The following is a 26,821-nucleotide window of genomic DNA, read 5'->3' as shown; positions in this document are numbered from 1 at the left end:
TCTTGATCAGAACCTTGGGCGTATTCAGCCATCCGCATCCATACGACGTTGTTGACGTACCAAAGCCACAGTCGCCTGTTCCACCAGATCGTCAATGATCTGCGCCACAGGCTGAACCGACGTTACCATACCAACAGACTGGCCTGCCATAACAGACCCCTGTTCCACATCGCCATCAATAACCGCACGGCGCAGCGCACCAGCCCAGAAATGTTCAATTTCCAGCTGGGCCGCCTCACGCGTGAGTTCCCCCGACTGAAAGCGGCGGATCACATCGGCCTGATGGGTAACAAACTGCCGCCCGCCCTCGTTACCAAGGGCACGTACGGGAATAACTGGAAAACGGTCATCCAGTTGCACGGAGGTTACGGCATCCCGTGCGGCGGCACGCACGAACGCTTTTTTGAACTTTTCGTGAGCAATACTTTCTTCCGCCGCGGCAAAGCGCGTCCCCAGCTGCCCACCCGAAGCCCCAAGCTCCAGATAAGACACAAGAGCATCCCCGCGCCCCAGACCACCGGCTACAAAAACCGGAACACTCTGGATATGCGGCAGAATTTCCTGCGCCAGAACGGTCAGCGAAACAGGGCCAACATGCCCGCCTGCTTCCGCCCCTTCAATAACCAGCGCGTCCACACCCATTTTGACCAGACGCTTGGCCAGCACCAGCGCCGGGGCGAAAGCAATAACCTTTGCTCCGCCATCCTTGATGGCCTTGATAGCCGCACCGGGGGGGATGCCACCAGCCAGCACAATATGACCAACACCTGCATCCAGACAGACCTGTACCAGCTCGGTCAGCTGCGGGTGCATGGTTATCAAGTTTACGCCAAACGGGCGGTCGGTCAGGGCGCGGGTTGCCTGAATTTCCTCCGCCAGACGCGCAGGCTCCATAGCCCCGCAGGCAATAACGCCAAACCCGCCTGCGTTGGAAATGGCGGACACAAGATTGCGCTCGCTCACCCAGGACATGGCTCCGCCAAGAATGGCGTACTGCGTTCCCAAAAAGTCGGTCCCACGCCGCCACAACGCATCCAGCCGCTTGCGCGCGCGTTGCAGTTCGGGCTGTGTGGGGGCGTCGGTCACGGCAACCGTGTTGTTCTGCTCAGACATTATCCAGCCCATATGCGGTATGCAGGGCCCGCACGGCAAGCTCTGCGTATTCCGCCGCCACCAGCACCGAAATCTTGATTTCGCTGGTGGAAATGGCCTGAATGTTGATGGAGCGTTCCGAAAGTGTGCGGAACATGGTGCTGGCCACACCGGCATGCGAGCGCATACCCGTGCCAACAACGCTGATCTTAACAATATCCGGGTCTGTTGCCAGTTCTTCGTACTGCACGGAGTCCCGAACACTTTCCAGCACATTGATCGCCTGCGGCAGGTCGCTCTTGCTGGTTGTGAAGGTCATGTTGGTGGTGCCGTCTGCGCCTGTGCTCTGCACAATCATGTCCACGTTCACATGCGCTTCGCTCATGGGGCCAAAAATTGCTGCGGCAATGCCGGGGCGGTCCGGAATGCGCCGGACCGACAGCTTGGCTTCATCACGCGAGTAGGCAATGCCGGTAACCAGTTTCTTTTCCACGATTTCGTCCTCATCCACCACCAAAGACCCGGGAAGGTGCCCTTCCATAACTGCCGGACCATCTGCAAAGCTGGAAAGCACCTGCACCCGCACCCCTTCGCGCATGGCAAGCCCTACGCTGCGGGTTTGCAGTACCTTCGCACCGACTGACGCCAGTTCCAGCATTTCTTCATAGGTAATTTTATCAAGCTTGCGGGCTTTGGGCACAATCCGGGGGTCGGTTGTGTAAATCCCGTCCACATCCGTATAAATATCGCACCGGTCCGCCTTGATTGCTGCGGCAAGAGCTACGGCCGAGGTATCTGACCCGCCACGCCCAAGGGTGGAAACACGCCCGTCTGGTGCAACGCCCTGAAAGCCCGCAACAACCGGCACCATACCCTCGGCCATGCAGCCAAGCAGCTTTGTGCCATCAATTGTATCCAGACTGGCCTTGCCATGTGCCGAATCGGTCAGAATAGGAACCTGCCACCCCGCGAACGAGCGTGAGGACACACCGAGCTTTTGCAGCGCAATGGCCAGCAGGCCGCTGGTTACCTGCTCACCCGTGGCGACGATGGAATCGTATTCCTTCGGATCATGCAGGGGGGAGAGGGACTGGCAGAAACCGACAAGCCTGTTGGTCTCCCCCGCCATGGCGGAAACGACAACAAGAACATCACATCCTGCGTCTTTCTGTTTTTTGACGCGCTCGGCCACGGCTCGAATACGATCAAGGTCGCCGACAGACGTTCCGCCGAATTTCATGACAATCCGGGGTGCGGAACCGGACATAGCTTTATTCTCCACCAGACAAGCCGCAGAACATGCCACCAGTTCCAGTTCGACCCCAGCTTTGCCAGAAAAGTCGAACAGGAATGGTTGCACAGCTTTACAAGGCGCGTCACATAACCTTCCCGGCCCCCTTTCGTCCAGCGGGGAGACCAGCAGGAAAGGATTTTGTTGCATGAACGCCACCACGCCACACGCGCCCTCATCCGTCTCTGATGAAGAAATCGCACGGTTTAGCGCCCTTGCGGAGCAGTGGTGGAATCCTTCCGGTCCCATGCGCCCACTGCACGCCATGAATGCATTGCGCATAGACTGGGCAAGCCGCCACCTGCCCCTGCGTGGCCGCACCACGCGCCGCGCAAAAATTCTGGACATCGGGTGTGGCGCGGGGCTTGCGAGCGAAGCTCTGGCCAAAGCAGGCTACGACGTGCTGGGGCTGGATGCCTCGGCCAACGGTATTGCCGCCGCCAAGGAGCATCTGGCAGCCTGCCCGCTGCCCGAACACGCGGGGCCATTGCACTACCGCAATGGCAGCGCAGAAGACCTTGTGGCTGAAGGCTGCGAATTTGACGCGGTTGTAGCGTTAGAAATTATAGAGCATGTCACTGATCCTGCGGCATTTATGGACATGCTGGCCCAGCTCGCAGGGCCAAAGGGTACGGTCATTGTTTCCACCATGAACCGCACCCTGCGCTCCCTTGCGGTTGGCAAGATTGGCGCCGAGTATATTCTGCGCCTGCTGCCCGTAGGCACACACGAATGGCGCAAGTTCATCCAGCCATCCGAACTAGGCCAGTATGCCCGTGCGGCGGGCCTGCGCATGACCGCCATAGCAGGTATGATGCCCGGTCCCATGGGCTGGAAGGAAACCCGCGACCTCGGCATCAACTACATCGCGGCGTTCACAAAATACTGATTTTAAAGTTTTTTATGGTCTGGAGACTCAACACCCACTCCAGACCAGCCCACCTATTTGACTGAATCGGGAATTTTGCACACAGCCCCCATGGCAGGGCCGCCATAGCGGGTCCATGTCTGGGTTTCGCCAAAAATAGGCAGCCCTATATAGCCACGCAGCTTGAGCACATCGGGTTGAGCCAGCCAGATTTGAGAATCATAGAGATGCCCCGTATCGGGGTCCAGAATATGCCCGGCCCAGCGCCCTGCATTACTTTCGCCCATAGGGTGAAAATCCGTTAACATCAGCAGGTTACACTCGGATTTACCATCATGCCCACGGGGTACATCCGTACCATCGTAACGCAGGCCAACCAGATGGCCGCACAGATTTTGCCCACAGTGGTCAATTTTAAACACGCCGTCATGGTCCTGACTAAGCCAGTACCCCATTAGGGTGGCATCGTTTGACATCGGTTCTGCGGTAGATGACGGTACAGCCTGCGCACCAGCCAGCAAAATGGCCAGCAGGGCAGCAAATCCCACCCTGACTTTATGCCCCGCGCCGCATTTTCCGTTCTTTGTCATATCTGCCTCTCCCTCATGCGGGCGGCGGTCTGGCTTACCAACCCAGCCCGTCAAAATGTGGGGGACTACCTTCTTACGCACCACCCCCATTTGTATATGGTCAGCCCAGACATTCAACTCTCCGTATCCCGCACCCAGGGCACGCTGTGGAACGCAACCCCTTCTTCTTCCAGCTCTTCTCTCTGGGTCTGGGACATTTCACCGTAAATCCCGCGTTCGGGGGCTTCGCCATAATGAATGCGCAAGGCTTCATCGGCAAATCGGTTGCCCACATTTTCACAATTCTCTTCAATCCTGCGCCGCACGTCACGCAGGGCACTCAGCATGGCATCTGGCAGGCCGGGGAGAATATGGCCTGTTGCGGGTACCTGAGGCGCTGCCATGTCCGGTGTGGGAGCGGGATCACTTTGTGGCAAACGCTCAGATGCACGCCCCACAATGGCCGGAGCCATGGGAGCCTGATCCACGCTGGACGTGCCACATGCAGGGCAGCTTAAAAGGCTCTTCTGCCTGAGCATGGCAAATGTACTGCTGTCTTTGTACCAGCCTTCAAACACATGGTCATGGGCACAACGCAGACGATAGCAGATCATATTGTATTACCCTGGCAGATACCCTTTGGTCGTTATGAACACTCAGCCCAGCCCGAGCAGGCCGTTTAACTGACCCGTGCGCTCAAGCCGCATCAGGTCATCACACCCACCAAGGGCTTTGCCATCCACAAAGGTCTGGGGCACGGTTGTCTGCCCACCGGACAGCGCTATGGCCTCTTCCCGCTCGGGCGTGCCGCGTGGGGCATTGATCTCGGTAAACGGTATTTTTTTGCTCTCCAGCAGAGCAACTGCACGCATGCAGTAGGGGCAACCGGGCTGGGTATAGATTTTGATTTCAGGCATGGATTGTCCTTACTGGTTCCGGGCTATGGATTCAATCAGCTTTTGCTGGGCCATGTTATGGGCTTCATGCGCCTTGTCTAGCCGGGTTGGGCAATATCCACCTCCGGGCGGGCGGGCACGACCCCGGCCACCAGCAGGCTGACACTGCGCGCACCCGCCTGTAACAGGGCATTGGTGCAGGCCGCAGCAGTTGCACCCGTTGTAAGCAGGTCATCCACCAGCACGATATCACGCCCCCGCACCCTGTGTACCCGCGTACCACGCACGCTCATGGCCTGAGCAACCTCCTCCCGCCGCGCCTGACGGGAAAAGGACGCAAGAGGCACCGTAGAGCGGACACGGATCAGGGCATCGGGCAGGCAGTGCAGGCCACCCAGTTTTGCCACGCCATGCGCCAGCAACGCAGCCTGATTATAACGCCGCCTGAACAACCGCCAGCGATGCACGGGTACGGGCACCACCAGCGCATCGCCACACATAATATCCTGCCCTATCCGCACCATCTGCTGGGCCAGAAAAGATGTGTTTTCCGTCTTATCGGCATATTTAAGCTTTAAAATCAGCTCCCTTGCCACACTTTCGTAAACAAAGGCGGCGCGGGCCTGCCCCCATACGGGAGGATGCCGCTCGCATGCCGGGCACAGATCCTTCACACCCAGCATTGCAGCACTTACCTGCGGTACGGCACACGCTTTGCAAAATGGTGCAACAACAACCCGCAAATGTGTAAAGCAGGCGGCACAAAGCAGGCCATGCTGCGCAACATCCGCCCCACAATGCAGGCAGGCTGGTGGGTAAAGGGTCCCCAGACCCATCTGCCAAAGGGCACGCAGTTGCGCCACAACGCGCGCGCCTGACATCAACACAGGTTTGTCATGGCTGGTGGCTTGGCAAAAAGTGTGGATACGCGCACATCTGCCTTTATGGATACACCTGTTATTTTTGACCGCAAAGCCGTCAGGCGGCAGAGGGACCGTGCGGCACACAGGCTGGATGGCATTATGCCTGTGCTGGACATTACCGCCGACCTGCTGCTCGACCGACTGGACGATATGGTGCGCAGCTTTTCCGCTGCGCTGGATATTGGCGGGCGCGGTGCCATTAACCCACGCCTTGCCGCGCGGGGCATTGCCACCACCAGCATGGACCTCTCCGCCAGACTCGTCGCCTGTTCCGAGGGAATGCGTGTTTGTGCGGATGAGGAATGGCTGCCGTTTGCCCCGCATAGCTTTGATCTGGTCATTGCCAATCTGTCCCTGCACTGGGTGAACGATCTGCCCGGTGTTTTTGCCCAGATCCGGCATGTTCTACGGCCCGATGGGCTTTTTCTGGCCAGCATGCCCATACTCCCCACATTGCGCCTCCTGCGCACAGCGCTGGAAGCCGCTGAACTGGCGGTGTGTGATGGCGTATCGCCCCGTGTATCACCCTTTCCCACACAGCAGAGCTGTGCGCAGCTTATGCAGCGGGCCGGGTTTGCCCTCCCTGTTATTGACACCGAATGCCTGGACCTGCGCTACCGCACACTCAGCGCGCTTATGGCCGACCTGCGTGCAGCGGGTGAGACAAATGCCCTGACCCAGCGCACACGCACCATACCCCCCCGCATGATGTTTCCCGCAGCCGCAGCAGAACTGGAAAAACAGGGGGCTGACAGCTTTGCCATGCCCCTGCATATGGCTGTTTTATCGGGCTGGGCACCGGCTCCAACCCAACCCGTTCCCCTACAGCCCGGCCAGTTCCAGCACTCCCTGCATGATGCCCTGAACTCGCAGAAACCCCCTGCTTAACCTTGGCCCCACGGCCCAGCTAGGCTGAGATCAACCCCCGGTTACGCTCATATGCCTTTGCGGGCCGGATACAGCACCAGTCTGCCCATCCAGCAGAAAGTCATGCCCTACAGGTTTACGGGCTATGGCCTGCTGTATGGCCACTTCCAGTGCGGCATCTGTTGCCCCCTCGCGCATGAGGTGGCGCAGGTCCACCCCTTCCTCCTGCCCAAGGCAGGTATAAAGCTGCCCGGTGCAGGACAGGCGGACGCGGTTGCAGGTCGCGCAGAAATTGTGACTCATGGGCGTAATAAAGCCCAGACGCCGCCCGGTTTGCGCCACCCGCACGTAACGCGCAGGCCCTCCGGTCTGGTAGGCCAGAGGCTCTAACGTCCAGCGTTGAGACAGGCTCCGCCTTACCGCATCAAGCGAGAGATACTGCGCGGCACGGTCTTCCCCTGTTTCCCCCATCGGCATGGTTTCTATCAGACAGAGGTCGGCTCCGATTTCTCCGCACCAGGTGAGCAGGGTATCAAACTCATCATCATTCACCCCGGCCATGGCCACGGTGTTGATGCGCACGGCCAGCCCTTCCGCACGGGCGGCACGGATGCCTTCCAGCGTTGCGGCAAGCCTGCCCCGGCGGGTCAGTCTGGCAAAACGCTGCTCATCCAGAGAATCCAGACTAACATTCACACGCCGGACCCCAGCCTGCGCCAGAATGGGAGCATAATGCGCCAGTTGGCTGCCATTGGTGGTTAATGTCAGCTCATCCAGCCGCCCGGCCTGCTCCGGGTGGCGCAGCCACGTCCCAAGTTCCTTGAAGAAAAGCCCGATGTCGCGCCGCACAAGGGGCTCGCCACCCGTAATACGCAGCCTGCGCACGCCATGAAGCACAAAGACCCGGCTCAGGCGCAGAAGCTCCTCAAAATCCAGAACATCCGCCCGCGGCAAAAACGACATCTGTTCGGACATGCAGTACACACACCGCATGTCGCATCTGTCGGTTACAGAAAGACGGAGGTAGGAAATCCGCCTTCCGGCGGGGTCCGTTAAAGAGGACAACATAGGTACACTTTATATCAGAAACCTCTGCGGCTTTAAATGCAAAAGAGCACCCCGGCACAGCAGAAACAGCACCCTGCCCCGTAAAAAACATACGGCCCGCTTTAAGCAGGCCGTATGCAGCAGGCAAGTTGAAAAATAGAGATTAGTGCCCCGCGTTGTTACCCGAAAAGTCAGGCTTGGAGAGGCCGGAGTGCTCAAGCTGCTCCACCAGAGCATCCTTCAGCCGTTCCAGTCCTGCGCTGTCGCGCCCTTCTGCGCGGGCAACCAGCACGGCCTGTGTGTTGGATGCGCGCAGCAGCCACCAGCCATCAGTTGTGTTAACACGCACGCCATCAATTTCGGACACGTCGGCACCGGCTTTACGCAGACGTTCTGCTACTTCCTCAATCACCCTGAACTTGCGATGGTCATCGCAGTCAAAGCGGACTTCGGGCGTGGAAAGCGTTGCAGGCAGAGCCTCACGGAATGCGGCAAGCGATTCTGTGGACCGCGCAACAATGCCGAGCACACGCACACCGGCGTAAAGTGCATCATCAAACCCGTACCATTTGTCGGCAAAGAAGATGTGCCCGGACATTTCCCCCGCCAGCGGGGAGCCGGTTTCCGCCATCTTGGACTTGATGAGCGAATGCCCCGTACGCCACATAAGCGGCTTGCCACCAGCGCGTGCGACCTCATCAAACAGCACCTGACTGGCTTTGACATCGGCAATAATGGTTGCCCCGGAATGGCTTTTGAGCACATCCCGCGCCAGCAGAACCAGAATCTGGTCGCCCCACAGGATCTCGCCCTTATTGTCCACCAGCCCGATTCGGTCTGCATCCCCGTCAAAAGCAATGCCCAGATCGGCGTGGTTATCCTTGACCGCGGCAATAAGCTGCTCAAGGTTTTTGGCAACCGTGGGGTCCGGGTGGTGGGCTGGGAATGAGCCATCAATGGCGGCATTGAGCACAATATGCTCGCCCGGCAGGGCCGCGACCATTTTTTCCAGCACTTCGCCTGCGGAGCTGTTGCCGTTGTCCCAGACGATCTTGAGCTTGCGCGTACCGCCGTCATAATCCTTTACAAGGCGTTTGACGTAGTCATCACGCACATCAATCGTGCGTACGGTGCCCTGTTCTGCTGCGACCACATTCCCCTTGGCGGACAGGTCCCCAAGTTCACGGATCTGGGCGCCAAAGAACGGCTTGCCCGCCAGCATCATTTTAAAGCCGTTATAGTTGGGCGGGTTGTGGCTACCCGTAACCATAATGGCGCCGTCCGCATCAAGCGTGGCTGATGCATAATACAGCATGGGGGTAGGCCCACGCCCAACGCGGGTTACATCCAGACCACATTCCAGAGCCCCTTTTACAAGAGCTTCTTCCAGCATGGGGGAAGACAGGCGGCCATCATACCCGACCACCAGCGTTTTGCCCCCATTGCGGCGGACAAGGCTGCCAAATGTGCGACCGATGGCAAACGCATCTTCCGCACTCAGCGTTTTGCCAACAATCCCGCGAATATCGTATTCCCGCAGGCTTGTTACTTCAAAGTCATGCGCAAAAGACATTAGTTCTGCCCCTCATATTTCTTGAGGAATTCGCGCACGCCTTCAGCCAGTTCGGGGCGTTCGAGCGCAAAGGCGATCTGGGCTTCCAAAAAGCCGAGCTTGTTGCCGCAATCGTAACGCACACCTTCATACCGCAGGCCATGAAACGGCACGTGGCCAATGGTTTTGGCCATGGCGTCTGTCAGCTGCACTTCGCCCCCGGCACCTTTTTCCAGCTTGGCCAGATGCGGCATGACATCGGGGGTGAGGATATAACGCCCGATAATGGACAGGTTGGAGGGCGCATTTTCGGGCTTGGGTTTTTCAACCAACCCCTTAACCTCCACAAGACGGCCATCATCCCTGCCAGTGTCCAGAATACCGTAGCGGTTGGTGTGCTCACGCGGCACTTCGGACACGGCAACCACGTTGCCCCCGGTTTCGTAATACGCTTCAGCCAGTTGCTTCAGGCAACCTTTCTGCGACATCACCATGTCATCTGGCAGCAGGATGGCAAACGGTTCGTCGCCAATAAAGGAGCGTGCACACCAGATGGCATGCCCAAGCCCAAGCGGTTCCTGCTGGCGTACAGCAATAAGCGAACCCGCCTGAATGCTGCTGGGTTCCAGCGCCTCCAGACAGTCAACCTTGTTACGTTCCTTGAGCGTGCTTTCCAGCTCATAGGCAATATCGAAATAGTCGATCAGGGAATCTTTGCCGCGGCCGGTAATCAGGCAGAATTCTTCAATACCTGCGGCGCGAGCTTCATCAATTGCGTATTGGATAAGGGGTTTGTCCACGACCGGCAGCATTTCTTTTGGCATGGCCTTGGTGGCAGGCAAAAAGCGCGTTCCCAGCCCCGCAACTGGCAGGACTGCTTTACGTAAAGGCTTGGGATTGGACACGAATATAACACCTTTAAATCAAGTTAAACCTGAGACCATCCGACCTGATCAGGCCAAAACATGGAGGCACCCGCCCCACTACCCACCTGTGCCGGAAAAAGATCAAAACCGCCAACAATGCTGGCTGACATTGCACCTTGTATCCGTGGCCGACTGCATGGTCTTTCTTACATCATCACAACCATATTTCTACACCGCAACAGAGCAAAAGAACGGCGTGAATATGACAACTTCCGCCCCATTTGCAGAAAAATTGCGTACAAACGAAAAAAAACGGCTCAAGGCACCAGCCTTTTGCCGTTCATAACACAACATTTTGTCATGAAAGAAAATGGTGCGGTCGAGAAGACTCGAACTTCCACGAGGTTTCCCCCACAAGCACCTCAAGCTTGCGCGTCTACCATTCCGCCACGACCGCACGTGACAAACGGTACCAAAAAAGGCGATACCGTGTGTTAGGAAGCCCTATAACCGAACCATAAGCAGGCGGCAATGACCAAAGAACAAATTTTATGGGAAATAAGCAAAAAACTGGTGCCTTACCCTGCGGCCCTGAGCAGAATGGAACAGATTGCCAAAGACATAAGGGCGGGAGAGGCTGCCGAGCGCGTATGGCTGCTTGAACACCCCCCCCTGTACACATCAGGCACATCTGCCAAGGCGGAGGACCTGTTCAACCCTGCGGGATACCCTACCTACCATGCAGGCCGGGGCGGACAGTGGACCTATCACGGGCCGGGCCAGCGCACGGCCTATGTTATGCTTGACCTGCAACGCCCCCACGGCAACACCCCTGCGCGCGACCTGCGCGCCTATGTGCAGGCACTGGAAGCGTGGGTTATTACCGCACTCGCCAGTTTTGGCCTGCGCGGAGAGGTGCGGGAAGGCCGGGTAGGCGTGTGGGTTACCAACCCGCAGACAGGGGGAGAGGAAAAAATTGCGGCCATCGGTGTACGTGTCTCCCGCTGGGTAAGCTGGCATGGCGTGGCCATTAATCTGGCCCCTGCCCTGCCAGACTTTGAGGGCATTGTGCCTTGCGGGATTCGCGAATACGGCGTGACCAGTTTTGAAAAACTGGGCATCAAGGCCAGCATGCAGGACCTTGACCTCGCTCTGGCAGCGGCGTGGCACACCGTATTTGGCAGCACGCCGTCTGCCCTGACACCTGTTGAGTTGGCACCTAGTCCAGTCGAATTTGCGTAAGCTTGCGCTGCGCATCCAGAATGCGCACATCATACAGGCTTAAGGCACCCTGTTCATCCCTGAACCGGAGCGTGACCAACCCCTGTGAAGGGTTATCCGCTCTGGTCAGCGAAATCTGGACAAGGCCACGCTGCTGCTGAACGTCGGAAACCATAATCGGGCCAGACAGGCGCACAGGGTTGCCTAGCAACATCCCCAGCGCGCTATGGCCCAGACCAATATGGGTGACCGATCCATTGGCTGCATCCGTAAACACGGCTGAACGCTCGGATGCCTTGAGTTCCATCTCATGCGGGGTGGTAAAACGCATATCCAGATAACCGGGACGGTAAGTGATCAGCCCGCCGCCACTGGCACCATTGGGCCATATTTGCGTAAACGGCGCATCCTGCAAGTTAACTGTGCGGAAATACGCCTCCACCCGGCTGACCGTGGCGTTTTGTGGCCCACTCCCCACCTGCTGCGTTGCACAGGCTGCAAGCACAAGTGGCGCAAGGGCAAACAGGGAACGGCGGCTGAAGACCCCCTTGCTCATGCAGCGGCCTCTTCTTCCGCCGGGGTGCGCAGGGTGAGCGCCAGTGCGTGCAGACCATCAGCCAGTTCGGGGGCCAGCAGGTCATGCACCTTGCGTGAACGCGCGACGCGACTCATGCCTTCAAACACAGGCGAGACAATATAAAGGCGGAAATGCGTTTCCGTCGCGCCGGCACTGGGGCCGCGTGGCTTCTCCACATGGTGGGCATGGCGGTGGCTTTCGTCCTGCATGTCCAGTCTGGTCGGGAAAAGCGCCGTTTCCAGCACTTTGCGTATCCGCGAAGCGCGCGTAGCAGCCGATATGGAGGGGGATGTAGGTTCTGAAAGACTGGTCATATGACAACTCACCTCTTGCGACCAAAGCATTTGCAACGCAAATAACGATGAATGATGAAGCGAAGGAACACCCGTCCCCGCGCGTTTGATCCTGATCCCAACGCGCCGCAGCGCTGCTGCGACATGCCGGACTGCACAAGCCCGGCAGGATACCGCGCGCCCCGCTCCCGCGATAGCCTGAACCAGTATTATTGGTTCTGTCTGGAACATGTGCGTGAATACAATGCGCGGTGGGACTATTACAAAGGCATGTCTCCCGGCCAGATAGAAGCACATCTGCGGGCCGATATAAGCTGGGACCGGCCGACATGGGCGTTTGGCCAGGGGCCGGGCCAGAGCAAACGCACCATGCCCAACGAAGACGATATTCTGGACCCGCTGGACATACTGGGCCAGAACCGCCGCGCCCGCGCCGACCGGGCCCGCGCACAGGCCGAACCACGGATTCCTGCCCATCTGCGCGAACCACTCGCCGTTCTGGGGCTGGACTGGCCGGTTACGCTGGCAAACGCCAAAACACATTACCGCGCCCTTGCCCGCAAACATCACCCCGATACCAATCAGGGGGACCTTGCGGCAGAGGAACGTCTGAAAAAGATCAACGTTGCCTTTACTATTGTGAAGGCACATCTGCAGACGGAAGAACTCGAAAAAGCAGGCTGATCCTGTATCCTGCTCCGGTATGCCCGCCGGTTTTGTTTTGAACCCCTTACGATCAGACGGATAATCATGACGGATTCCAGCCCCCAGACAGCAGCTCTTGATCTTCCGCCCATTTCGGCGGTTTCCGTACCGGATACGGAAGTCAGCGTCCGTGAGGTATTCGGGATCGATTCCGACCTGAAGGTTCCCGCCTTCTCCCTGCGTACCGAGCATGTCCCCCCGATTGATACGGCCTACCTGTTTGACCACGATACAACGCTGGCCATTCTGGCAGGCTTTGCCTTTAACCGCCGCGTTATGGTGCAGGGCTTCCATGGTACGGGCAAATCCTCCCATGTGGAACAGATTGCAGCCCGCCTGAACTGGCCGTGTATCCGCATCAATCTGGACAGCCACGTTTCACGCATAGATCTGGTGGGCAAGGATGCCATTGTGGTCAAGGATGGCCAGCAGGTCACCGAGTTCCAGGAAGGGCTGCTGCCATGGTGCCTGCAACGCCCCTGTGCACTGGTGTTTGATGAATACGATGCCGGGCGTCCGGATGTCATGTTCGTGATCCAGCGTATTCTGGAAGTCGAGGGCAAGCTGACCCTGCTGGACCAGAACCGCGTCATTACCCCCAACCCGTGGTTCCGCCTGTTTGCCACCGCCAACACCGTGGGGCTGGGCGATACCACGGGTTTGTACCATGGCACCCAGCAGATCAATCAGGGGCAGATGGACCGCTGGAACATTGTGACCTCGCTCAACTACCTGCCCCATGCGCAGGAAGTCGGCATTGTCTGCTCCCGTCTGGGCATTGCGGCGGATGACAAGGCCGAGCGTGAAAAAATTGGCAATATGGTGGCTCTGGCCGAGTTGACGCGCGTAGGGTTCATGGCGGGGGATCTGTCTACGGTCATGTCCCCCCGTTCGGTTATCGCATGGGCGGAAAATGACCTGATTTTCAAGGATCTGGCCTTTGCCTTCCGTGTGACATTCCTCAACAAGTGTGACGAGGCCGAGCGCGGCATGGTGGCGGAATATTACCAGCGTTGTTTTAACAGCAGCCCCTTGCCCAAGCGCCCCGCCTGACAGAAATAATCTACACAGACAGGGGGCGTTATGGCTGATCAGGCAAACAACACGGGCAACCCGTCCATCCGCCTCTCCCGCGAGGAGGCGGAAAAACGGGCCGATGCCTTTAAACAGGCAACCGAGGCAACGCTGCGCGCCCTAGGTGGGCGGAAGGAGACCAATGTCTCCTTCCACAGTGGCAACATGCCCATGGCCCCGATCAGTCTGGGGGAGAAAATTCGCCTCTCCTCCCCCTCCCTCAACCTGAATGAGGAAGAAGCTCAGCGCCTGCGTGGTGCAGCAGACGCACAGGCCCTGCGGCTTAAACACCACGACTTTGACCTGCATGCTGCCCGCCGTCCGGCAGACACCATTGCCCGTGAAGTGTATGACGCACTGGAACAGGCCCGTGTGGAATCCGTAGGGGCCCGCCACATGAAAGGTGTTGCCGCGAACCTGCGCCACAGGCTGGAGCGGGAAATCCGCGCCGCTGGGCTGGATCATATGACCGATGCTGCCCAGCTTTCCCCCGTTGTGGGGCTGGAACTGCTGGCGCGTGAAAAGCTGACAGGCGAACCCCTGCCCGAATCAGCCCGTGCCATTATGGAGCAGTGGAAGCAGAGCCTGCCCGAAGATGCACTGGCCGCACTGGACACACTGGCCGCTGATCAGGACAGCCAGAAAGCCTTTTCCCGCGCGGCCCGCAAACTACTGGCCGCCTGCGCATTAACTGATGACGACTCCCTCTCCGATCAGGAGGAAGAAGACGAAAACTCGGGCAATGCGCCAGACACCAATGACGATGACAGCGAACAGCCCCCTCCCGAGCAGGAGGACGAAACCTCTGGCGCGGCACCGGATATGTCCGATGCGGTTTCCGAACCCCAGCTTATGGCGGGGAGTGCGGATGCCGCCGACAACACCCCTGAGGTAGAACAGGAATCCGGCTCTGCCGAAGGCACGGGGGATGCCGCAGGGCCGGGTAATCGTAAAGAGATCGAGCAAGGCCAGACCGCCAAGGGCTACCACGCCTACACCACCAGTTTTGATGAAGAAATTCTGGCCGAAAACCTGTGTGACCCCGAGGAACTCTCCCGTCTGCGGCACCAGCTTGACCTGCAATTAGCCACTTTGCACGGGGTTGTCTCCCGTCTGGCCAACCGGCTCCAGCGCCGCCTTATGGCGCAGCAGACCCGCTCCTGGTCGTTTGATCTGGAAGAGGGCATGCTGGATGCTGGCAGGCTGTCGCGCATTGTGGTCAATCCACGCCTGTCCCTTTCCTACAAGCAGGAAAAAGATACGGAGTTCCGCGATACAGTGGTCACGCTGCTGATCGACAATTCCGGCTCCATGCGTGGCCGCCCCATTTCCGTTGCCGCATCCTGCGGGGATATTCTGGCACGCACGCTCGAACGCTGCGGTGTAAAAGTGGAAATTCTGGGCTTTACCACCCGCGCATGGAAAGGCGGACAAAGCCGTGAACTCTGGGTGCAGAACAACAAACCCGAAAACCCCGGTCGCCTGAACGATCTGCGCCACATTGTTTACAAAGGAGCAGACACACCGTGGCGGCGCGCACGCACCAATCTGGGCCTTATGCTACGTGAAGGGCTGCTGAAGGAAAACATCGACGGCGAGGCCCTGCTCTGGGCATGGCGGCGTATTAAAAGCCGCCCCGAGGCCCGCAAGATTCTCATGGTGATCTCGGACGGCGCTCCGGTGGATGACAGCACGCTGTCCGTCAACCCGGCTTCTTATCTGGAGGACCACCTGCGCGAAGTGATCAGCATGATTGAAAACCGCAGCCCGGTGGAACTGAGCGCCATAGGTATTGGCCACGACGTGACCCGCTACTACCAGCGGGCCGTGACCATTAGCGATGCGGAGGAACTGGGCGGAACCATGCTCCAGTCCCTTTCCGCCCTGTTTGATGAAAAAAGGATGCGCAAGCGGGCTTAAGCCTGCGGCGTATCTGCCAGTTCTTTCATCATCTTCGCATGCGCCAGACGCACTTCCGTAAAGGAATGTACGGCGTCGAGCAGGATAGCAATGTCTGCCTTGGTCGTGCGGTGGTTAACCAGAGCCACACGAATAGCCAGCACACCCCCGATCCGGGTCGTGGATGGCGCAACTACGCCGCTCAGTTGCAGGTCCTTGACCAGTTCTCCATTCAACCGGTCAAGGTCCTCCACGTCAGGCGTAACTACGCGGAAACACACAACATTCAGTGTTACAGGTGCCAGCAGTTGCAACTGGGCCGTGGCCTGCACCTGCCGTGCCAGTTCCTGCGCCAGTGCACAGGACTGGGTGACGACCTGCCCCAGCTTTTGAGTGCCAAACCCTGCCAGCGCAAACCAGACCTTGAGTGCCCGAAACCCGCGTGAGAGGTCTGGTCCCAGATCACAAAACCATGGGGCACCCGCAGCAAGCCCCCTCTCCTCGCGTGAGAGATATGCGAGGGATTGCGCAAAGGCTGCCGCCTGCCTGCCCGGCTCGCGCACCAGCACGCAGCCTGCATCGTATGGAACCTGCGCCCATTTATGAAAATCAAAGGCCAGACTATCGGCCCGCTCCAGACCGGCAAGCAAGGGGGCCAGATCAGGTGCAAGCTTGGCCAGCGCGCCAAAGGCTCCATCGACATGGAACCAGAGCCCCTCCCGCACGGCCAGATCGGCCAGTGCATTCAGCGGGTCAATACTGCCCGTGTCCACCGTTCCTGCCGTACCAACGACCAGAAACGGCTCAAACCCGGCCGCCCTGTCCTGCGCAACCATGCGCTCAAGGGCTGCCATATCCATGCGGAATGCGCCGTCCATTGGCACACGGCGCAAAGCCTGCTCGCCCAGCCCGGCCATATCAAACGCACGGGCTACGCAACCATGCGCGCTCTCGCCTGCATAACCCACCAGCCTGCGGCCACCAACGCCCTGCTGCCGCAGGTCCTGCCCTCCGCTCACATTGCGGGTGGCAGTCAGGATGGCAATAAAGTTGGCCATGGAGGAGCCGGTTACCAGCAGCCCCGTGGCGTCCGGGGAAAAACCGAACATTTCCGCAACCCAGCGAATGACCATCCGCTCGACTTCTACTGGTGCGTGGTCACGCCCGCCCAGATTGGCGTTTAGCCCTGCGGCCAGCATGTCCGCCAGCATACCCTGTGCGGTACCGCCACCATGCACCCAGCCCATAAAGCGCGGGTGCCTGTTGCCCACGGCATAGGGCTGCACGGTTTGCGTGAACTGCTGGTACAGTGCCCCCAGTTCCTGCCCACTGGCAGGGAGCGGGGCATCCCTGAACCCCTCGCGCACAGAAGCAGGCATAGGTTGCCAGACGGGGCCTTGGGAGACATGACGGATATTTTCCAGCATATCATCCAGCATCTGGTGCCCCTGAGCTTTCAGTTCTTCCCAGTCTTCAGGATCCAGACCCGCCACAACCTTGCACTCCTCTTGCATGACATCAACAAATGCGCCCTAGCCAGACTGCTGTGCCGGCGTTGTGGAAGCATGATCGTGCTCCTGACTGAGCCGGGCAAACCTGCGGGCCAGCACGGCACAGACAAAAAGCTGAATCTGGTGATACAGCATGAGCGGCAGAACAATAACCCCCACAGAAGCAGGCGGGAACAGAACGTTGGCCATGGGCACACCAGATGCCAGTGTTTTTTTGGAGCCGCAGAACACCACGGCAATTTCGTCCTTCAGGGGCAGGCCAATCAGGCGGCCGCCAAAAATGGTCAGGCCCAGCACGCTGAACAGCAGAACTGAATCCGCAATGGCAATCATGCCCAGTTCAGCCATGGGCAGGCGATGCCACAGCCCCTGCATGACCGCATCGCTGAAAGCTGCGTAAACAACGACCAGAACCGAACCCCTGTCGGAAAAAGAAAGGATTTTCTTGTTCCGGTGCGCCCATGCCCCAAGCCATGGCTGCAACACCTGCCCCAGAATAAACGGAAGCAGAAGCTGGTAAACAATATCCAGCGGGTTCCCTGTGGCCTGACCATGCTGGCTCAGCACCAGCCCTACCAGAACGGGAGTAATAAAAATACCAAACACGTTGGACGCCGTGGCCGCACACACAGCGGCAGGCACGTTACCCCCGGCAATGGAGGTAAACGCAATGGAAGACTGTACCGTGGACGGCAGGCAGCACAGGAACAGCACACCCATCCATATATCCGGCTGCAACAGACCGGGGAACAGGGCATGAGCCGCCAGCCCCAGAAGTGGAAACAGGACAAATGTGCAACTCAGGATAAGCAGGTGCAGTTTCCATGCCACCATTCCATCCAGCACGGCCTTGCGTGACAGGCGCGCACCTTGCAAAAAAAACATGAGCGCAATCAGCCCGACAGACAGCCAGTGAAAAACCGGCACTGCGGCCCCATGGCACGGCACAAGCGTTGCCAGCAGAACAGAGGCCAGCAGCCCCAGCAAAAAGGGGTCAATTTTCAAAAAGCGCACGGTTGGGGCTCTTCCATGATAATCTTGTTGCCTGCAATTTTTACTTACGGCACCTTCATGATGAAATGAAGCAGAACTCTCCTTTTTCCCTCCATCTTCTCGGGGTCGTGAGTCTTTGCACCATCGCCACCGCAGAAACCGCCCTAGCAGCCCCTCCCACCGCATGCGCAACCGTAAGCGCCAGTGCGGAGGAAGACACACCCAAAGGCCTGATTTACCATGACCTGAGCGTACGCGCCCCCGGCGGCACAACCAGCCTGCATGTTAAAAAACTGATCTTTACCGGTCAGGCGTCCAGCCCGGAAGCCACGCAGGATCTGGCACAGGCGGCATCCCTGCTGCTGGTTTCCGCCATGACCGGGCATCACAATCCAGCCTGCACCCAGTGGCTTATGGAACAGGGCACACTGGTGACCAGCAGCCTCCAGTCCGGCGGGCATTACGACCTGACATGGAACAACGCCACGGTGGAACAGGGTGCTGCACACGTCAACGCAACAATGGCGCACTACCAGATTCAGGGTACCGCCACCCCGCGGACCAGTGCCGCAACCCTGAGCATGAGCGGGTTATCTTTCCACAACGTGCTTAACCAGCAACTACTGCCCTCTGCGGCCCATGCTGCGTTTTCGCTCCCCACATCGGAACTGCCCGCACTTATGAGCGCCATAGGCGGGCGGAGCACCGCAGCCCCCGCCGTGCACGCCACCATAAGCAGCTTTGAAGCATCCGAAGGCACGGTCGAATTACAGGGGCATGGTCAGGCCACACTAACAGGGGATGTTGCCGCCACATCCGCCTCCGGGCATCTGGAAATTTCCAATCTGGAGGAACTGATAGAAAAAGCCCGCGCTGCACATCAGATGAAACTGGCCGCAGGCCTTGTGCTGGGCAGGCTGGTCAGCCACCGCTCGGGCGAGCAGAATACGTGGGACACCACATGGGAAGGTGGCGTTCTTACAGTTAACGGTTTTCCCCTCCCCATCAAATAACCACATCCTCCGCACGGGCTGTTCCGTGCGGAGGGCACTGGGCACTCACCTGATCGGGTATTCCGTCAGGCCATTTCACGCGCGCATAGATTGGCAAGTTCACGCAGCACCTTACGGGCAAGGTCAATCCGCTGCACGTTGGTCAACTCCCGCACAACAGCCATTTTGTGGTCTGGCCGCAGGCGGACCACCCCATCTTTCCAGCGGCCCATCCACTGCACAAGGCCGCCGGGGTTGGCGAAGCTGTTATTGCGGAACTGGAGCACCATGCCCTTGGGGCCTGCCTCAACCCGCTCTACGCCAGCCTGCCTACAAAATCTTTTAAGATCAACAATATCGAGCAGGTTTTTAACTTCCTCAGGAACCGAGCCAAAACGGTCCACCAGTTCCGCCTCCATAGCTTCCAGCTCAGCATCAGACGCCAGAGCACTGATTCTACGGTAAAGTCCCAAACGTACTGGCAGGTCAGGCACATATGCATCGGGGATAAGGACGGGCAGCCCCATAACAATATTGGGGGTCCAGTCCCGGTCGTTTTCCTTACTCCGCCCCTTATCACTACGCAGGTCGGCTACGGCGTCTTCGAGCATCTGCTGGTACAACTCAATACCAACCTCACGCACATGGCCGGACTGCTGGTCCCCCAGCAGGTTGCCCGCACCACGCAGGTCCAGATCGTGCGAGGCCAGCGTAAAGCCAGCCCCCAGCGTGTCGAGCGTCTGCATGACCTCGAGCCGTTTTTCCGCCGAGGCGGAAAGTGTATGTGTCTGCGGCCATGTGAGGTACGCGTAGCCACGCTGCTTGCCACGCCCCACGCGCCCACGGAGCTGGTAAAGCTGGCCAAGGCCGAACATGTCGGCCCGGTGGATGATCAACGTATTGACCGCAGGCATATCCAGCCCGCTTTCCACAATGTTGGTGGAGAGCAGAATGTCGTACTGGCCATCGGAGAACTCGGTCATCACCCGTTCCAGCTCCGTGGGAGACAGGCGGCCATGGGCCTGTACCACCCGGGCATCGGGCACAATGCTGCTCAGGCGTTCGGCCAGTTGGTCCAGGTCTTCAATTCTGGGAGCTACGCAAAAAATCTGCCCGCCACGGAAGCGTTCACGCTGAATGGCCTCGCGGATGACCACACTGTCAAACGGCATAATGAAGGTCCGCACGGCAAGGCGATCCGTGGGTGGTGTTGCGATCAGGCTCATCTCCCGCACACCGGAGAGCGAGAGCTGGAGCGTACGGGGCAAGGGCGTGGCGGAAAGGGTGAGCACATGCACATCCTCGCGCAGGGCCTTCAGCTTTTCCTTATGCGAGACGCCAAAATGCTGCTCTTCATCAATAATCAGCAGTTCGAGGGCCGCAAACCTGATTGTCTTGGCCAGCAGGGCATGGGTGCCGATCACCACATTCACGCTACCATCGGCCAGCCCCTTGCGGACCTCGGTCGCTTCCTTGCCTGTTACCATGCGTGAAAGCTGGGCCACCTTGATGGGAAAGCCCTCAAAGCGCGCGGCAAAGGTGCGGTAGTGCTGGCGGGCCAGCAGGGTGGTGGGCACAACAACCGCCACCTGCCCGCCGGACATGGCGGCAACAAACGCCGCCCGCAGAGCAACCTCGGTTTTGCCAAAGCCCACATCACCACACACCAGCCGGTCCATGGGGCGGCCGGAGGACATATCCTCCAGCACATCGGTAATGGCGCGGGACTGGTCCTCCGTTTCCACAAAGGGGAAGCGGGCACAGAACTCGTCCCACATCCCCTCGGGCGGGAGCAGTTCAGGGGCCTCCTTGAGCGCACGGGCCGCTGCGGTGCGAATAAGCTCACCCGCCATATCGCGGATGCGGCTTTTCATCTGCGATTTACGGTTCTGCCAGGCGACCCCGCCCAGACGGTCGAGCGATACCCCGGCCTGATCCGAGCCAAACCGGCTGAGCAGTTCAATATTTTCCACCGGCAGGTAGAGTTTTTCCCCACCATCGTACAACAGGCGCAGGCAGTCATGTGGGGCCACGCCTACGCTCACTGTTTCCAGCCCGTCATACCGGCCTATGCCGTAGTCCTGATGAACAATCAGGTCCCCCGCAGACAGTTCACTGGCCTCGGCAATCAGTTCATCCGCGCGGCGGCGGCGGCGTGGCGGGCGGCCTATGCGCTCACCCAGCAGATCCTGCTCGGACACAAACGCCACATCCTCGGCCACAAAACCACGTTCCAACCCAAGGGTCAGCAGCCCTACGGGGCCAGCCTTGGCCTTGCTTGCCTGCTCCCATGTGTCAAACGTATCTGTCGCCACGCCATGTTCGCGGAGCAGCACGCCAATCCGCTCGCGCGAGCCTTTGCTCCATGCGGCCACATATGTCCGGCGTTTGACCTGCGCCCATTCCCGCACCTGCTCGCCCAGCAGGGTAAACACCTGCTCGCGCTGCGCACCCGGTACGATTTTGGAGAACATCTTGCCCGGTCTGCCGCCCACATCCATGCCCTCCGCACCATCGGGCTGCGCATAGGGGCTGAATGCCACGGCAGGCAGGCGGGCAATGGAGGCTTCCCATCCTTTAAGATCCATGTACAGCAGGTGCGGCGGTAAAGGGCGGTAGGGTGTTTCCCCCTCCCGCACAGGCATTTTGCGGGCCTGATAGTGGTCGGCAATCATATCCAGCCGGGCGGCCAGAACCTCCTCCACCTGGTAGTCGAGCGAGAGGGCGGCACCGGGCAGGTAATCGAACAGGGTTTCCATCTGCTCATGGAACAGGGGCAGCCAATGTTCGATTCCGGGGTAGCGCCGTCCGTCGGAAATATGTTCGTACAGGGGGTCGGAAGCCGCAGCAGGGCCAAACGCATCCCGCCAGCCTGTGCGGAACAGGGAGATACTGGCCGCATCGAGCGAAAACTCAGATACCGGGCAGAGCACCAGCCCATCCCGCTTTTCGGTCGAGCGCTGGGTGCCGGGGTCGAAGGCGCGGATGTTCTCCACCTCATCCCCAAACAGGTCAAGACGTACAGGCTCGGGCGCACCCGCGGGGTACAGGTCAAAAATACCGCCGCGCGTTGCAAATTCCCCTGCCTCCATCACCGTATCGGTGCGGGTGTAGCCATTGGCGATCAGCAGTTCGATCAGCAGGGACTGGTCAAGGCTTTCCCCCGTACGGATAGTGAGAGACTGGCCCCGGAAGGTCTTGCGCGGAGCCACGCGCTGGATTGCGCCGTTAACCGTGGTCAGCACAAGGCGCGGCTTACCCCCCGAAGGTTCGAGCAGGCGGGTCAGTGTGGCCACCCGTTCGGCCACGATTGTCGGGTTGGGCGAAACCCGGTCGTATGGCAGGCAGTCCCATGCGGGAAAACGCAGCACGTCCACATCAGCCGCAACATAGGCCAGCGTCTCGGCCAGCCGCGCCATGGAGGCATCGTTGCGGGCTATGTGCAGCAAAGGCCCCTTATGCTCACGCGCGCGCCGGGCAAGCAAAAGGGCATCGTACCCCTCCGGCACGCCCCAAATAGTGGCAATCCGACGGTCTGGTGCTGCACCTGTGTCTGCTGTCATAGGCCCTGTTTCTCTTGTCCTGCCTGATCTTTCCTTGTGGAAAGAAAATTTTATTTTCCGCACCTTGCGCGGCATGCCTCAACCATGCGCCGCAACATGGGGGTTGCTTTTTCCTCCGGCAAGGGCAGACGGCCAAACAGCCAGTCGGTCAGGTCGGGGTCGGGCATTTCGAGTATGGTTTCCATATCCGCCAGTTCTGCGGAGTTCAGGCTGTCTGCTGTTTCCTCCACAAAGCCACCGATCAGGATATCGGTTTCAAACGTGCCGCGATGGTTGGCGCGGAACTTGAGCCGACGACGGCGGGCCGCCAGAACGTCTTCCCCCCCGGCGGATGCATTGGAGGGAAGCGCGTGTGAAGACGTTGTAAAATTGTGTTGCATGGCGTTGCTGTCCTATACCGGGGCTGTTCCTGTCTGTCAGCCTGCAAACAGAGGCCTGTATACCGTCCGTGTCCAGCCCCCCATCCTTCACATCCGCTTCGGTTCCGCAATGGGCAAACGTGCCTGCCCTGCAGGCCCTGACCGCCCCGCTCGACAGCCTGAACGGCGTTAATGTCTCCCGCTCGCGGCTTTTGGCCAGAATTGCCGGTGGATCTCGGGTCACGGACCTGCTGTTCTGCCTACCCGAAAGTGTAACGGACAGGCGGCTGCGCCCATCTGTGGCACAACTCAGGGCTGACACAATTGCAACAGTTTGCGGCATTGTGCAGGACGTGCGCGCCCCTGCCCCACGCACCCGCCAGCCGTGGCGGGCCACGCTCTCGGACGGGACCGGGTTGCTGGAAATCGCTTTTTTCTCCCCATGGCAGGCCAAACAGGCCACCACCGGGGCGGAGATTGCCGTATCGGGCAAAATCGAATGGTTTGGCGATCGGCTCTGCATGACCTCGCCCGACTACCTGCTTCCCGCCCGCCAGATTGAGCGCATTCCCCTGCTGGACCCGGTCTGGCCGCTGACTGCGGGCCTGTTTGCCGGGCAGGTCCGCCAGGCCATGACCGCAGCACTGGCCCTGCTCCCCCCGGACCTGCCCGAGTGGCATGACCCAGCCCTGATCGCACAAAAAAACTGGCCCGATTTTGTCACCGCCCTCACATGGATGCACAGGCCAGACAGCATTCCCGACAGCCACACAGGCACCAGCTGGCAGGCAGAGCGCTCCCGCGCACAGACCCGTCTGGCCTGTGACGAACTCCTGGCCGACCAGCTTGCCATGCGCATTGCCCAGCGGGCCACCCGCAGCCGCCCCGGCCGCAGCATGCAGGGCAATGGGCACCTGCAACAGCAGGCTCTTGCCGCCTTCGGGCATCCGCTTACACACGGGCAGGCCCATGTGCTGCGCCAGATAGAGGCCGATATGGCCGCCCCCCACCGTATGAGCCGACTGCTGCAAGGCGATGTAGGAGCTGGCAAAACACTGGTTGCCCTGCTGGCCATGCTCCGGGCGGTGGAGGCAGGCGCACAGGCCGCCATTATGGCCCCGACCGAAATTCTGGCCCGCCAGCATGCTGCAACCTTTACGCGCCTGTCCCCCGTACCGGTGGCGTTTTTATGCAGCTCGGTCAAAGGCAAGGCCCGCAAGCAGGCTCTGGCGGATATGGCGGACGGCACAGCAAGGCTGGTGGTCGGCACCCACGCACTGGTGCAGGAGAGCGTAAAGTTTGCAGACCTTGGGCTGGCCGTGGTGGATGAGCAGCACCGTTTTGGCGTGGACCAGCGACTGACACTGGTGGAAAAGGGCCACAAGGCGGATATGCTGGTCATGACCGCAACCCCCATACCGCGCACCCTGCTACTTACCCAGTTTGGGGATATGCAGGTCAGCCGTCTGGAGGGCAAACCATCTGGCCGCAAGCCTATCCGCACCTCCCTGCACAGCCTGAACACCATGGACGATGTGCTTGAGGGCATTAGCCGAGCCCTTGAGGCCGGGGCACAGATATTCTGGGTCTGCCCGCTTGTGTCCGAGAGCGAAGCGCTCGACATTGCCGCAGCCGAAGCCCGGCAGGCCGCTCTGATCGACCGGTTTGGTGATCTGGTAGGCATCGCCCACGGACGGCAGGACACGAACACGCGCGAACAGGCCTTGCAGGATTTTGCCAACGGCCGCACCCGTATTCTGGTCGCCACAACCGTAATCGAAGTCGGGGTGGATGTGCCTGGTGCGACCATCATGGTCATTGAGCATGCCGAACGCTTTGGTCTAGCCCAGCTCCACCAGCTGCGCGGGCGCGTGGGCCGGGGGGCCAAGGCATCTTACTGCCTGATGCTGCATGATGCGGGGCTGGGCCAGACAGCCCGCCGCCGTCTGGCCTGCCTGCGCGAGACGGAAGATGGCTTTTTAATCGCGGATGAGGACTTTCGCCTGCGCGGCGGGGGGGAAGCTACAGGCCGCAGGCAATCTGGCCTACCCGAATACCGCATGGCCCCGGAAATTCTGGTTGATCTGCTGCTCGACACCGCCCATGCCGAAGCCCAGCGTATTCTGCCCGACACAGGGGCCAGACCAACCGGCACCTACCGGCTCCCGGCCTCGGCCCGTGTGCTGCTGACTTTATTTGGCAAGGCGGATGCCTCCCGCATTTTTAGCGGCGGTTAAAACGCACCACCATGCGGGCAGGCTGTGCGCCTGCGGTAACATCACACGCCTGTCGTGGCCTCCAGCCATGCCCGGACCTGTCCTTCAGGGTCTGCGTGCTGGGTAAAGGCGGATACCGCGGAAACGCAATCCGCCCCGGCGGCAAGGCACAGCGGCGCACGCTCCAGCGTTATGCCGCCAATGGCAACCAGTGGCATGGTGCCGATACGTTGCTTCCACTCACGCAGTTTTTCCACACCCTGCGGGCCAAACGCCATTTTTTTGAGCCGGGTTTCCCATATCGGCCCCAGCGCCACGTAATCGGGGGTCAGGCCCAGAGCGCGCTCCAGCTCCTCCGGGCAATGCGTGCTTATGCCCACGCGCAGCCCCGCTTTGCGAATAGTCGGCATGTCTGCCGTATCCAGATCTTCCTGCCCCAGATGGATGTAGGAAATCCCCTCCTCCAGCGCGAGCTGCCAAAAATCGTTCAGCACCAGACAAACGTCGTGCTCTGCCGCGTATGTGCGCGCCAGACGGACCTGTGCGCGCAGTTCCTCATCCGGCAGGTCCTTGAGCCGTAGCTGGATAAAACGCGCACCCGCAGCGCCAAGGCGCTTGACCCACCGGGCGTGATCCACAACCGGGTAAAACTTCTGTGGTAGTGCGCTCATCCCAAAAATGCCTTTCCTGCAACAGGAGTGGATGGGGCGGCCATATCACGCGCTTCCATCGGGTCGGCCATACGCGCCAGCATACCGGCCTGCACGGCCAGACCAAAAGCCTGCGCCATACGTACCGGGTCCCCCGCCTTGGCTACGGCGGTGTTGATCAGCACGGCATCATACCCCAGTTCCAACGCCTGAGCGGCGTGGGAGGGCACACCAATGCCCGCATCAACCACCAGCGGTACGGAGGGAAAATGTGCCCGCATGGCCCGCAGGCCAAACAGGTTGTTCAGCCCCTTGCCAGAGCCTATGGGAGCCCCCCACGGCATAAGCACCTCGCACCCTGCGGCCAGCAGACGCTCGGCCACCACAAGGTCTTCCGTGGTGTAAGGGAAAACCTTAAATCCTTCCTCGTTCAAAATCCGTGCGGCTTCCACCAGCCCGAACACGTCGGGCTGGAGTGTATCTGCCTCACCGATCACCTCAAGCTTGATCCAGTCCGTGCCAAACACCTCGCGCGCCATGTGCGCGGTTGTTACGGCCTCCTTGACCGTGTGGCACCCCGCTGTGTTGGGCAGAACGGGCACACCCAGTTCATGCACCAAAGACCAGAATGCCTGCCCGGCCCGCTCCCCGGCGGACTCGCGGCGCAGGGAGACGGTCAACACCCCCGGACACGCGGCCAGAACGGCATCACGCAGGATTTCGGGGGATGGGTACTGCGCTGTGCCCAGCATAAGGGCGGAGGAGAGTGCCTGCCCGTAAAATAACGCCGTCATGCC

General features: G+C 59.7%; 25 protein-coding genes and 1 tRNA gene. 8 read left to right on the top strand and 18 right to left on the bottom strand.

All coding sequences use genetic code 11. The annotated features are described in order from the left end of the window. Window positions 1-24: 24 nt before the first annotated feature. On the bottom strand, window positions 25-1,113 hold the full coding sequence (locus tag AB2L51_RS01090; protein ID WP_395580753.1) for an NAD(P)H-dependent flavin oxidoreductase: 1,089 nt from the start codon (window positions 1,111-1,113) through the stop codon (window positions 25-27). Beyond that, entirely contained in the window at window positions 1,106-2,359 is a 1,254-nt protein-coding gene (locus tag AB2L51_RS01085) for an aspartate kinase (protein ID WP_395580752.1), read from the bottom strand. The genes AB2L51_RS01090 and AB2L51_RS01085 overlap by 8 nt, the downstream gene beginning before the upstream one ends. Before the next feature lie 172 nt (window positions 2,360-2,531). Between AB2L51_RS01085 and ubiG the strand changes: the two genes are divergently transcribed. Beyond that, window positions 2,532-3,272 carry a bifunctional 2-polyprenyl-6-hydroxyphenol methylase/3-demethylubiquinol 3-O-methyltransferase UbiG gene (ubiG, locus tag AB2L51_RS01080; RefSeq protein WP_395580751.1) on the top strand — a complete coding sequence of 247 codons (741 nt, stop codon included), beginning with the start codon at window positions 2,532-2,534 and terminating at the stop codon, window positions 3,270-3,272. A gap of 53 nt (window positions 3,273-3,325) precedes the next feature. Here ubiG and AB2L51_RS01075 read toward each other — a convergent pair whose 3' ends face one another. From AB2L51_RS01075 to AB2L51_RS01060, 4 genes are all read right to left on the bottom strand, one after another. After that, window positions 3,326-3,841, bottom strand: coding sequence for a DUF2147 domain-containing protein (locus tag AB2L51_RS01075; RefSeq protein ID WP_395580750.1), 516 nt, complete (start codon window positions 3,839-3,841; stop codon window positions 3,326-3,328). A 113-nt stretch (window positions 3,842-3,954) separates the two neighbouring features. After that, entirely contained in the window at window positions 3,955-4,434 is a 480-nt protein-coding gene (locus AB2L51_RS01070; RefSeq protein ID WP_395580749.1) for a DUF1178 family protein, read from the bottom strand. 42 nt (window positions 4,435-4,476) lie between these two features. After that, window positions 4,477-4,737: a glutaredoxin 3 gene (grxC, locus tag AB2L51_RS01065; protein WP_395580748.1), complete on the bottom strand. Its 261-nt coding sequence runs from the start codon at window positions 4,735-4,737 to the stop codon at window positions 4,477-4,479. 77 nt (window positions 4,738-4,814) lie between these two features. Continuing rightward, window positions 4,815-5,597 (bottom strand): double zinc ribbon domain-containing protein, encoded by a 783-nt coding sequence (locus tag AB2L51_RS01060; RefSeq protein ID WP_395580747.1) that lies wholly within the window; start codon window positions 5,595-5,597, stop codon window positions 4,815-4,817. Window positions 5,598-5,660: 63 nt separating this feature from the next. On the opposite strand from AB2L51_RS01060, the gene AB2L51_RS01055 reads away from it, so the two are divergent. After that, window positions 5,661-6,527, top strand: coding sequence for a methyltransferase domain-containing protein (locus tag AB2L51_RS01055; protein WP_395580978.1), 867 nt, complete (start codon window positions 5,661-5,663; stop codon window positions 6,525-6,527). Window positions 6,528-6,557: 30 nt separating this feature from the next. On the opposite strand, the gene moaA is transcribed toward AB2L51_RS01055, so the two are convergent. The 4 genes from moaA to AB2L51_RS01035 all read right to left on the bottom strand — a co-directional run bounded on the left by moaA (window position 6,558) and on the right by AB2L51_RS01035 (window position 10,428). After that, complete coding sequence (gene moaA / locus AB2L51_RS01050) at window positions 6,558-7,574, bottom strand: GTP 3',8-cyclase MoaA (RefSeq protein WP_395580746.1); 1,017 nt, start codon at window positions 7,572-7,574, stop codon at window positions 6,558-6,560. 142 nt (window positions 7,575-7,716) lie between these two features. After that, a complete protein-coding gene (gene pgmG / locus AB2L51_RS01045; RefSeq protein ID WP_395580745.1) occupies window positions 7,717-9,126 on the bottom strand; it encodes a phosphoglucomutase/phosphomannomutase PgmG in 1,410 nt (469 codons plus the stop codon). Beyond that, a complete protein-coding gene (gene galU, locus AB2L51_RS01040) occupies window positions 9,126-10,010 on the bottom strand; it encodes a UTP--glucose-1-phosphate uridylyltransferase GalU (RefSeq protein WP_395580744.1) in 885 nt (294 codons plus the stop codon). The genes pgmG and galU overlap by 1 nt, the downstream gene beginning before the upstream one ends. A gap of 332 nt (window positions 10,011-10,342) precedes the next feature. Beyond that, a tRNA-Leu gene (locus AB2L51_RS01035) sits at window positions 10,343-10,428 on the bottom strand. 74 nt (window positions 10,429-10,502) lie between these two features. On the opposite strand from AB2L51_RS01035, the gene lipB reads away from it, so the two are divergent. Continuing rightward, window positions 10,503-11,213: a lipoyl(octanoyl) transferase LipB gene (lipB, locus tag AB2L51_RS01030; RefSeq protein WP_395580743.1), complete on the top strand. Its 711-nt coding sequence runs from the start codon at window positions 10,503-10,505 to the stop codon at window positions 11,211-11,213. Here the strand turns inward: lipB and AB2L51_RS01025 are convergent. Further along, window positions 11,191-11,748 (bottom strand): LolA family protein, encoded by a 558-nt coding sequence (locus tag AB2L51_RS01025; protein WP_395580742.1) that lies wholly within the window; start codon window positions 11,746-11,748, stop codon window positions 11,191-11,193. The two genes, lipB and AB2L51_RS01025, sit on opposite strands and share 23 nt — an antisense overlap. Continuing rightward, a complete protein-coding gene (locus AB2L51_RS01020; protein WP_395580741.1) occupies window positions 11,745-12,083 on the bottom strand; it encodes a BolA family protein in 339 nt (112 codons plus the stop codon). Before AB2L51_RS01020 ends, AB2L51_RS01025 begins: the two co-directional genes overlap by 4 nt. A gap of 51 nt (window positions 12,084-12,134) precedes the next feature. On the opposite strand from AB2L51_RS01020, the gene AB2L51_RS01015 reads away from it, so the two are divergent. The 3 genes from AB2L51_RS01015 to cobT all read left to right on the top strand — a co-directional run bounded on the left by AB2L51_RS01015 (window position 12,135) and on the right by cobT (window position 15,761). Continuing rightward, window positions 12,135-12,746, top strand: coding sequence for a J domain-containing protein (locus AB2L51_RS01015; protein ID WP_166110082.1), 612 nt, complete (start codon window positions 12,135-12,137; stop codon window positions 12,744-12,746). A 66-nt stretch (window positions 12,747-12,812) separates the two neighbouring features. Further along, window positions 12,813-13,820: an AAA family ATPase gene (locus tag AB2L51_RS01010; RefSeq protein WP_395580740.1), complete on the top strand. Its 1,008-nt coding sequence runs from the start codon at window positions 12,813-12,815 to the stop codon at window positions 13,818-13,820. Window positions 13,821-13,850: 30 nt separating this feature from the next. Continuing rightward, complete coding sequence (gene cobT / locus AB2L51_RS01005) at window positions 13,851-15,761, top strand: cobaltochelatase subunit CobT (RefSeq protein WP_395580739.1); 1,911 nt, start codon at window positions 13,851-13,853, stop codon at window positions 15,759-15,761. On the opposite strand, the gene AB2L51_RS01000 is transcribed toward cobT, so the two are convergent. Next, window positions 15,758-17,233 carry a pyridoxal phosphate-dependent decarboxylase family protein gene (locus AB2L51_RS01000; RefSeq protein ID WP_395580738.1) on the bottom strand — a complete coding sequence of 492 codons (1,476 nt, stop codon included), beginning with the start codon at window positions 17,231-17,233 and terminating at the stop codon, window positions 15,758-15,760. The genes cobT and AB2L51_RS01000 overlap by 4 nt on opposite strands. Before the next feature lie 39 nt (window positions 17,234-17,272). Continuing rightward, window positions 17,273-18,265: a bile acid:sodium symporter family protein gene (locus AB2L51_RS00995; protein ID WP_395580737.1), complete on the bottom strand. Its 993-nt coding sequence runs from the start codon at window positions 18,263-18,265 to the stop codon at window positions 17,273-17,275. A 65-nt stretch (window positions 18,266-18,330) separates the two neighbouring features. On the opposite strand from AB2L51_RS00995, the gene AB2L51_RS00990 reads away from it, so the two are divergent. Beyond that, on the top strand, window positions 18,331-19,257 hold the full coding sequence (locus AB2L51_RS00990) for a hypothetical protein (protein ID WP_395580736.1): 927 nt from the start codon (window positions 18,331-18,333) through the stop codon (window positions 19,255-19,257). Between the two features lie 65 nt (window positions 19,258-19,322). On the opposite strand, the gene mfd is transcribed toward AB2L51_RS00990, so the two are convergent. Beyond that, window positions 19,323-22,799: a transcription-repair coupling factor gene (gene mfd, locus AB2L51_RS00985; RefSeq protein WP_395580735.1), complete on the bottom strand. Its 3,477-nt coding sequence runs from the start codon at window positions 22,797-22,799 to the stop codon at window positions 19,323-19,325. A 50-nt stretch (window positions 22,800-22,849) separates the two neighbouring features. Next, window positions 22,850-23,179 (bottom strand): FAD assembly factor SdhE, encoded by a 330-nt coding sequence (locus AB2L51_RS00980; protein ID WP_395580734.1) that lies wholly within the window; start codon window positions 23,177-23,179, stop codon window positions 22,850-22,852. 68 nt (window positions 23,180-23,247) lie between these two features. On the opposite strand from AB2L51_RS00980, the gene recG reads away from it, so the two are divergent. Continuing rightward, window positions 23,248-25,395: an ATP-dependent DNA helicase RecG gene (gene recG / locus AB2L51_RS00975; protein ID WP_395580733.1), complete on the top strand. Its 2,148-nt coding sequence runs from the start codon at window positions 23,248-23,250 to the stop codon at window positions 25,393-25,395. 41 nt (window positions 25,396-25,436) lie between these two features. Here the strand turns inward: recG and AB2L51_RS00970 are convergent, their stop codons facing one another. Both AB2L51_RS00970 and AB2L51_RS00965 read right to left on the bottom strand, forming a co-directional pair. Then, window positions 25,437-26,045, bottom strand: a complete 609-nt coding sequence (locus AB2L51_RS00970) for a thiamine phosphate synthase (RefSeq protein ID WP_395580732.1) — start codon at window positions 26,043-26,045, stop codon at window positions 25,437-25,439. Beyond that, window positions 26,042-26,818, bottom strand: a complete 777-nt coding sequence (locus AB2L51_RS00965; protein ID WP_395580731.1) for a thiazole synthase — start codon at window positions 26,816-26,818, stop codon at window positions 26,042-26,044. The genes AB2L51_RS00970 and AB2L51_RS00965 overlap by 4 nt, the downstream gene beginning before the upstream one ends. Window positions 26,819-26,821 lie beyond the last annotated feature (3 nt).

Origin of the sequence: Acetobacter fabarum (genome assembly GCF_040702925.2) — a bacterium.
In the GTDB taxonomy this organism is placed as follows: Bacteria; Pseudomonadota; Alphaproteobacteria; order Acetobacterales; family Acetobacteraceae; genus Acetobacter; species Acetobacter fabarum_B.
This window is presented reverse-complemented; position numbering and strand designations above follow the sequence as displayed.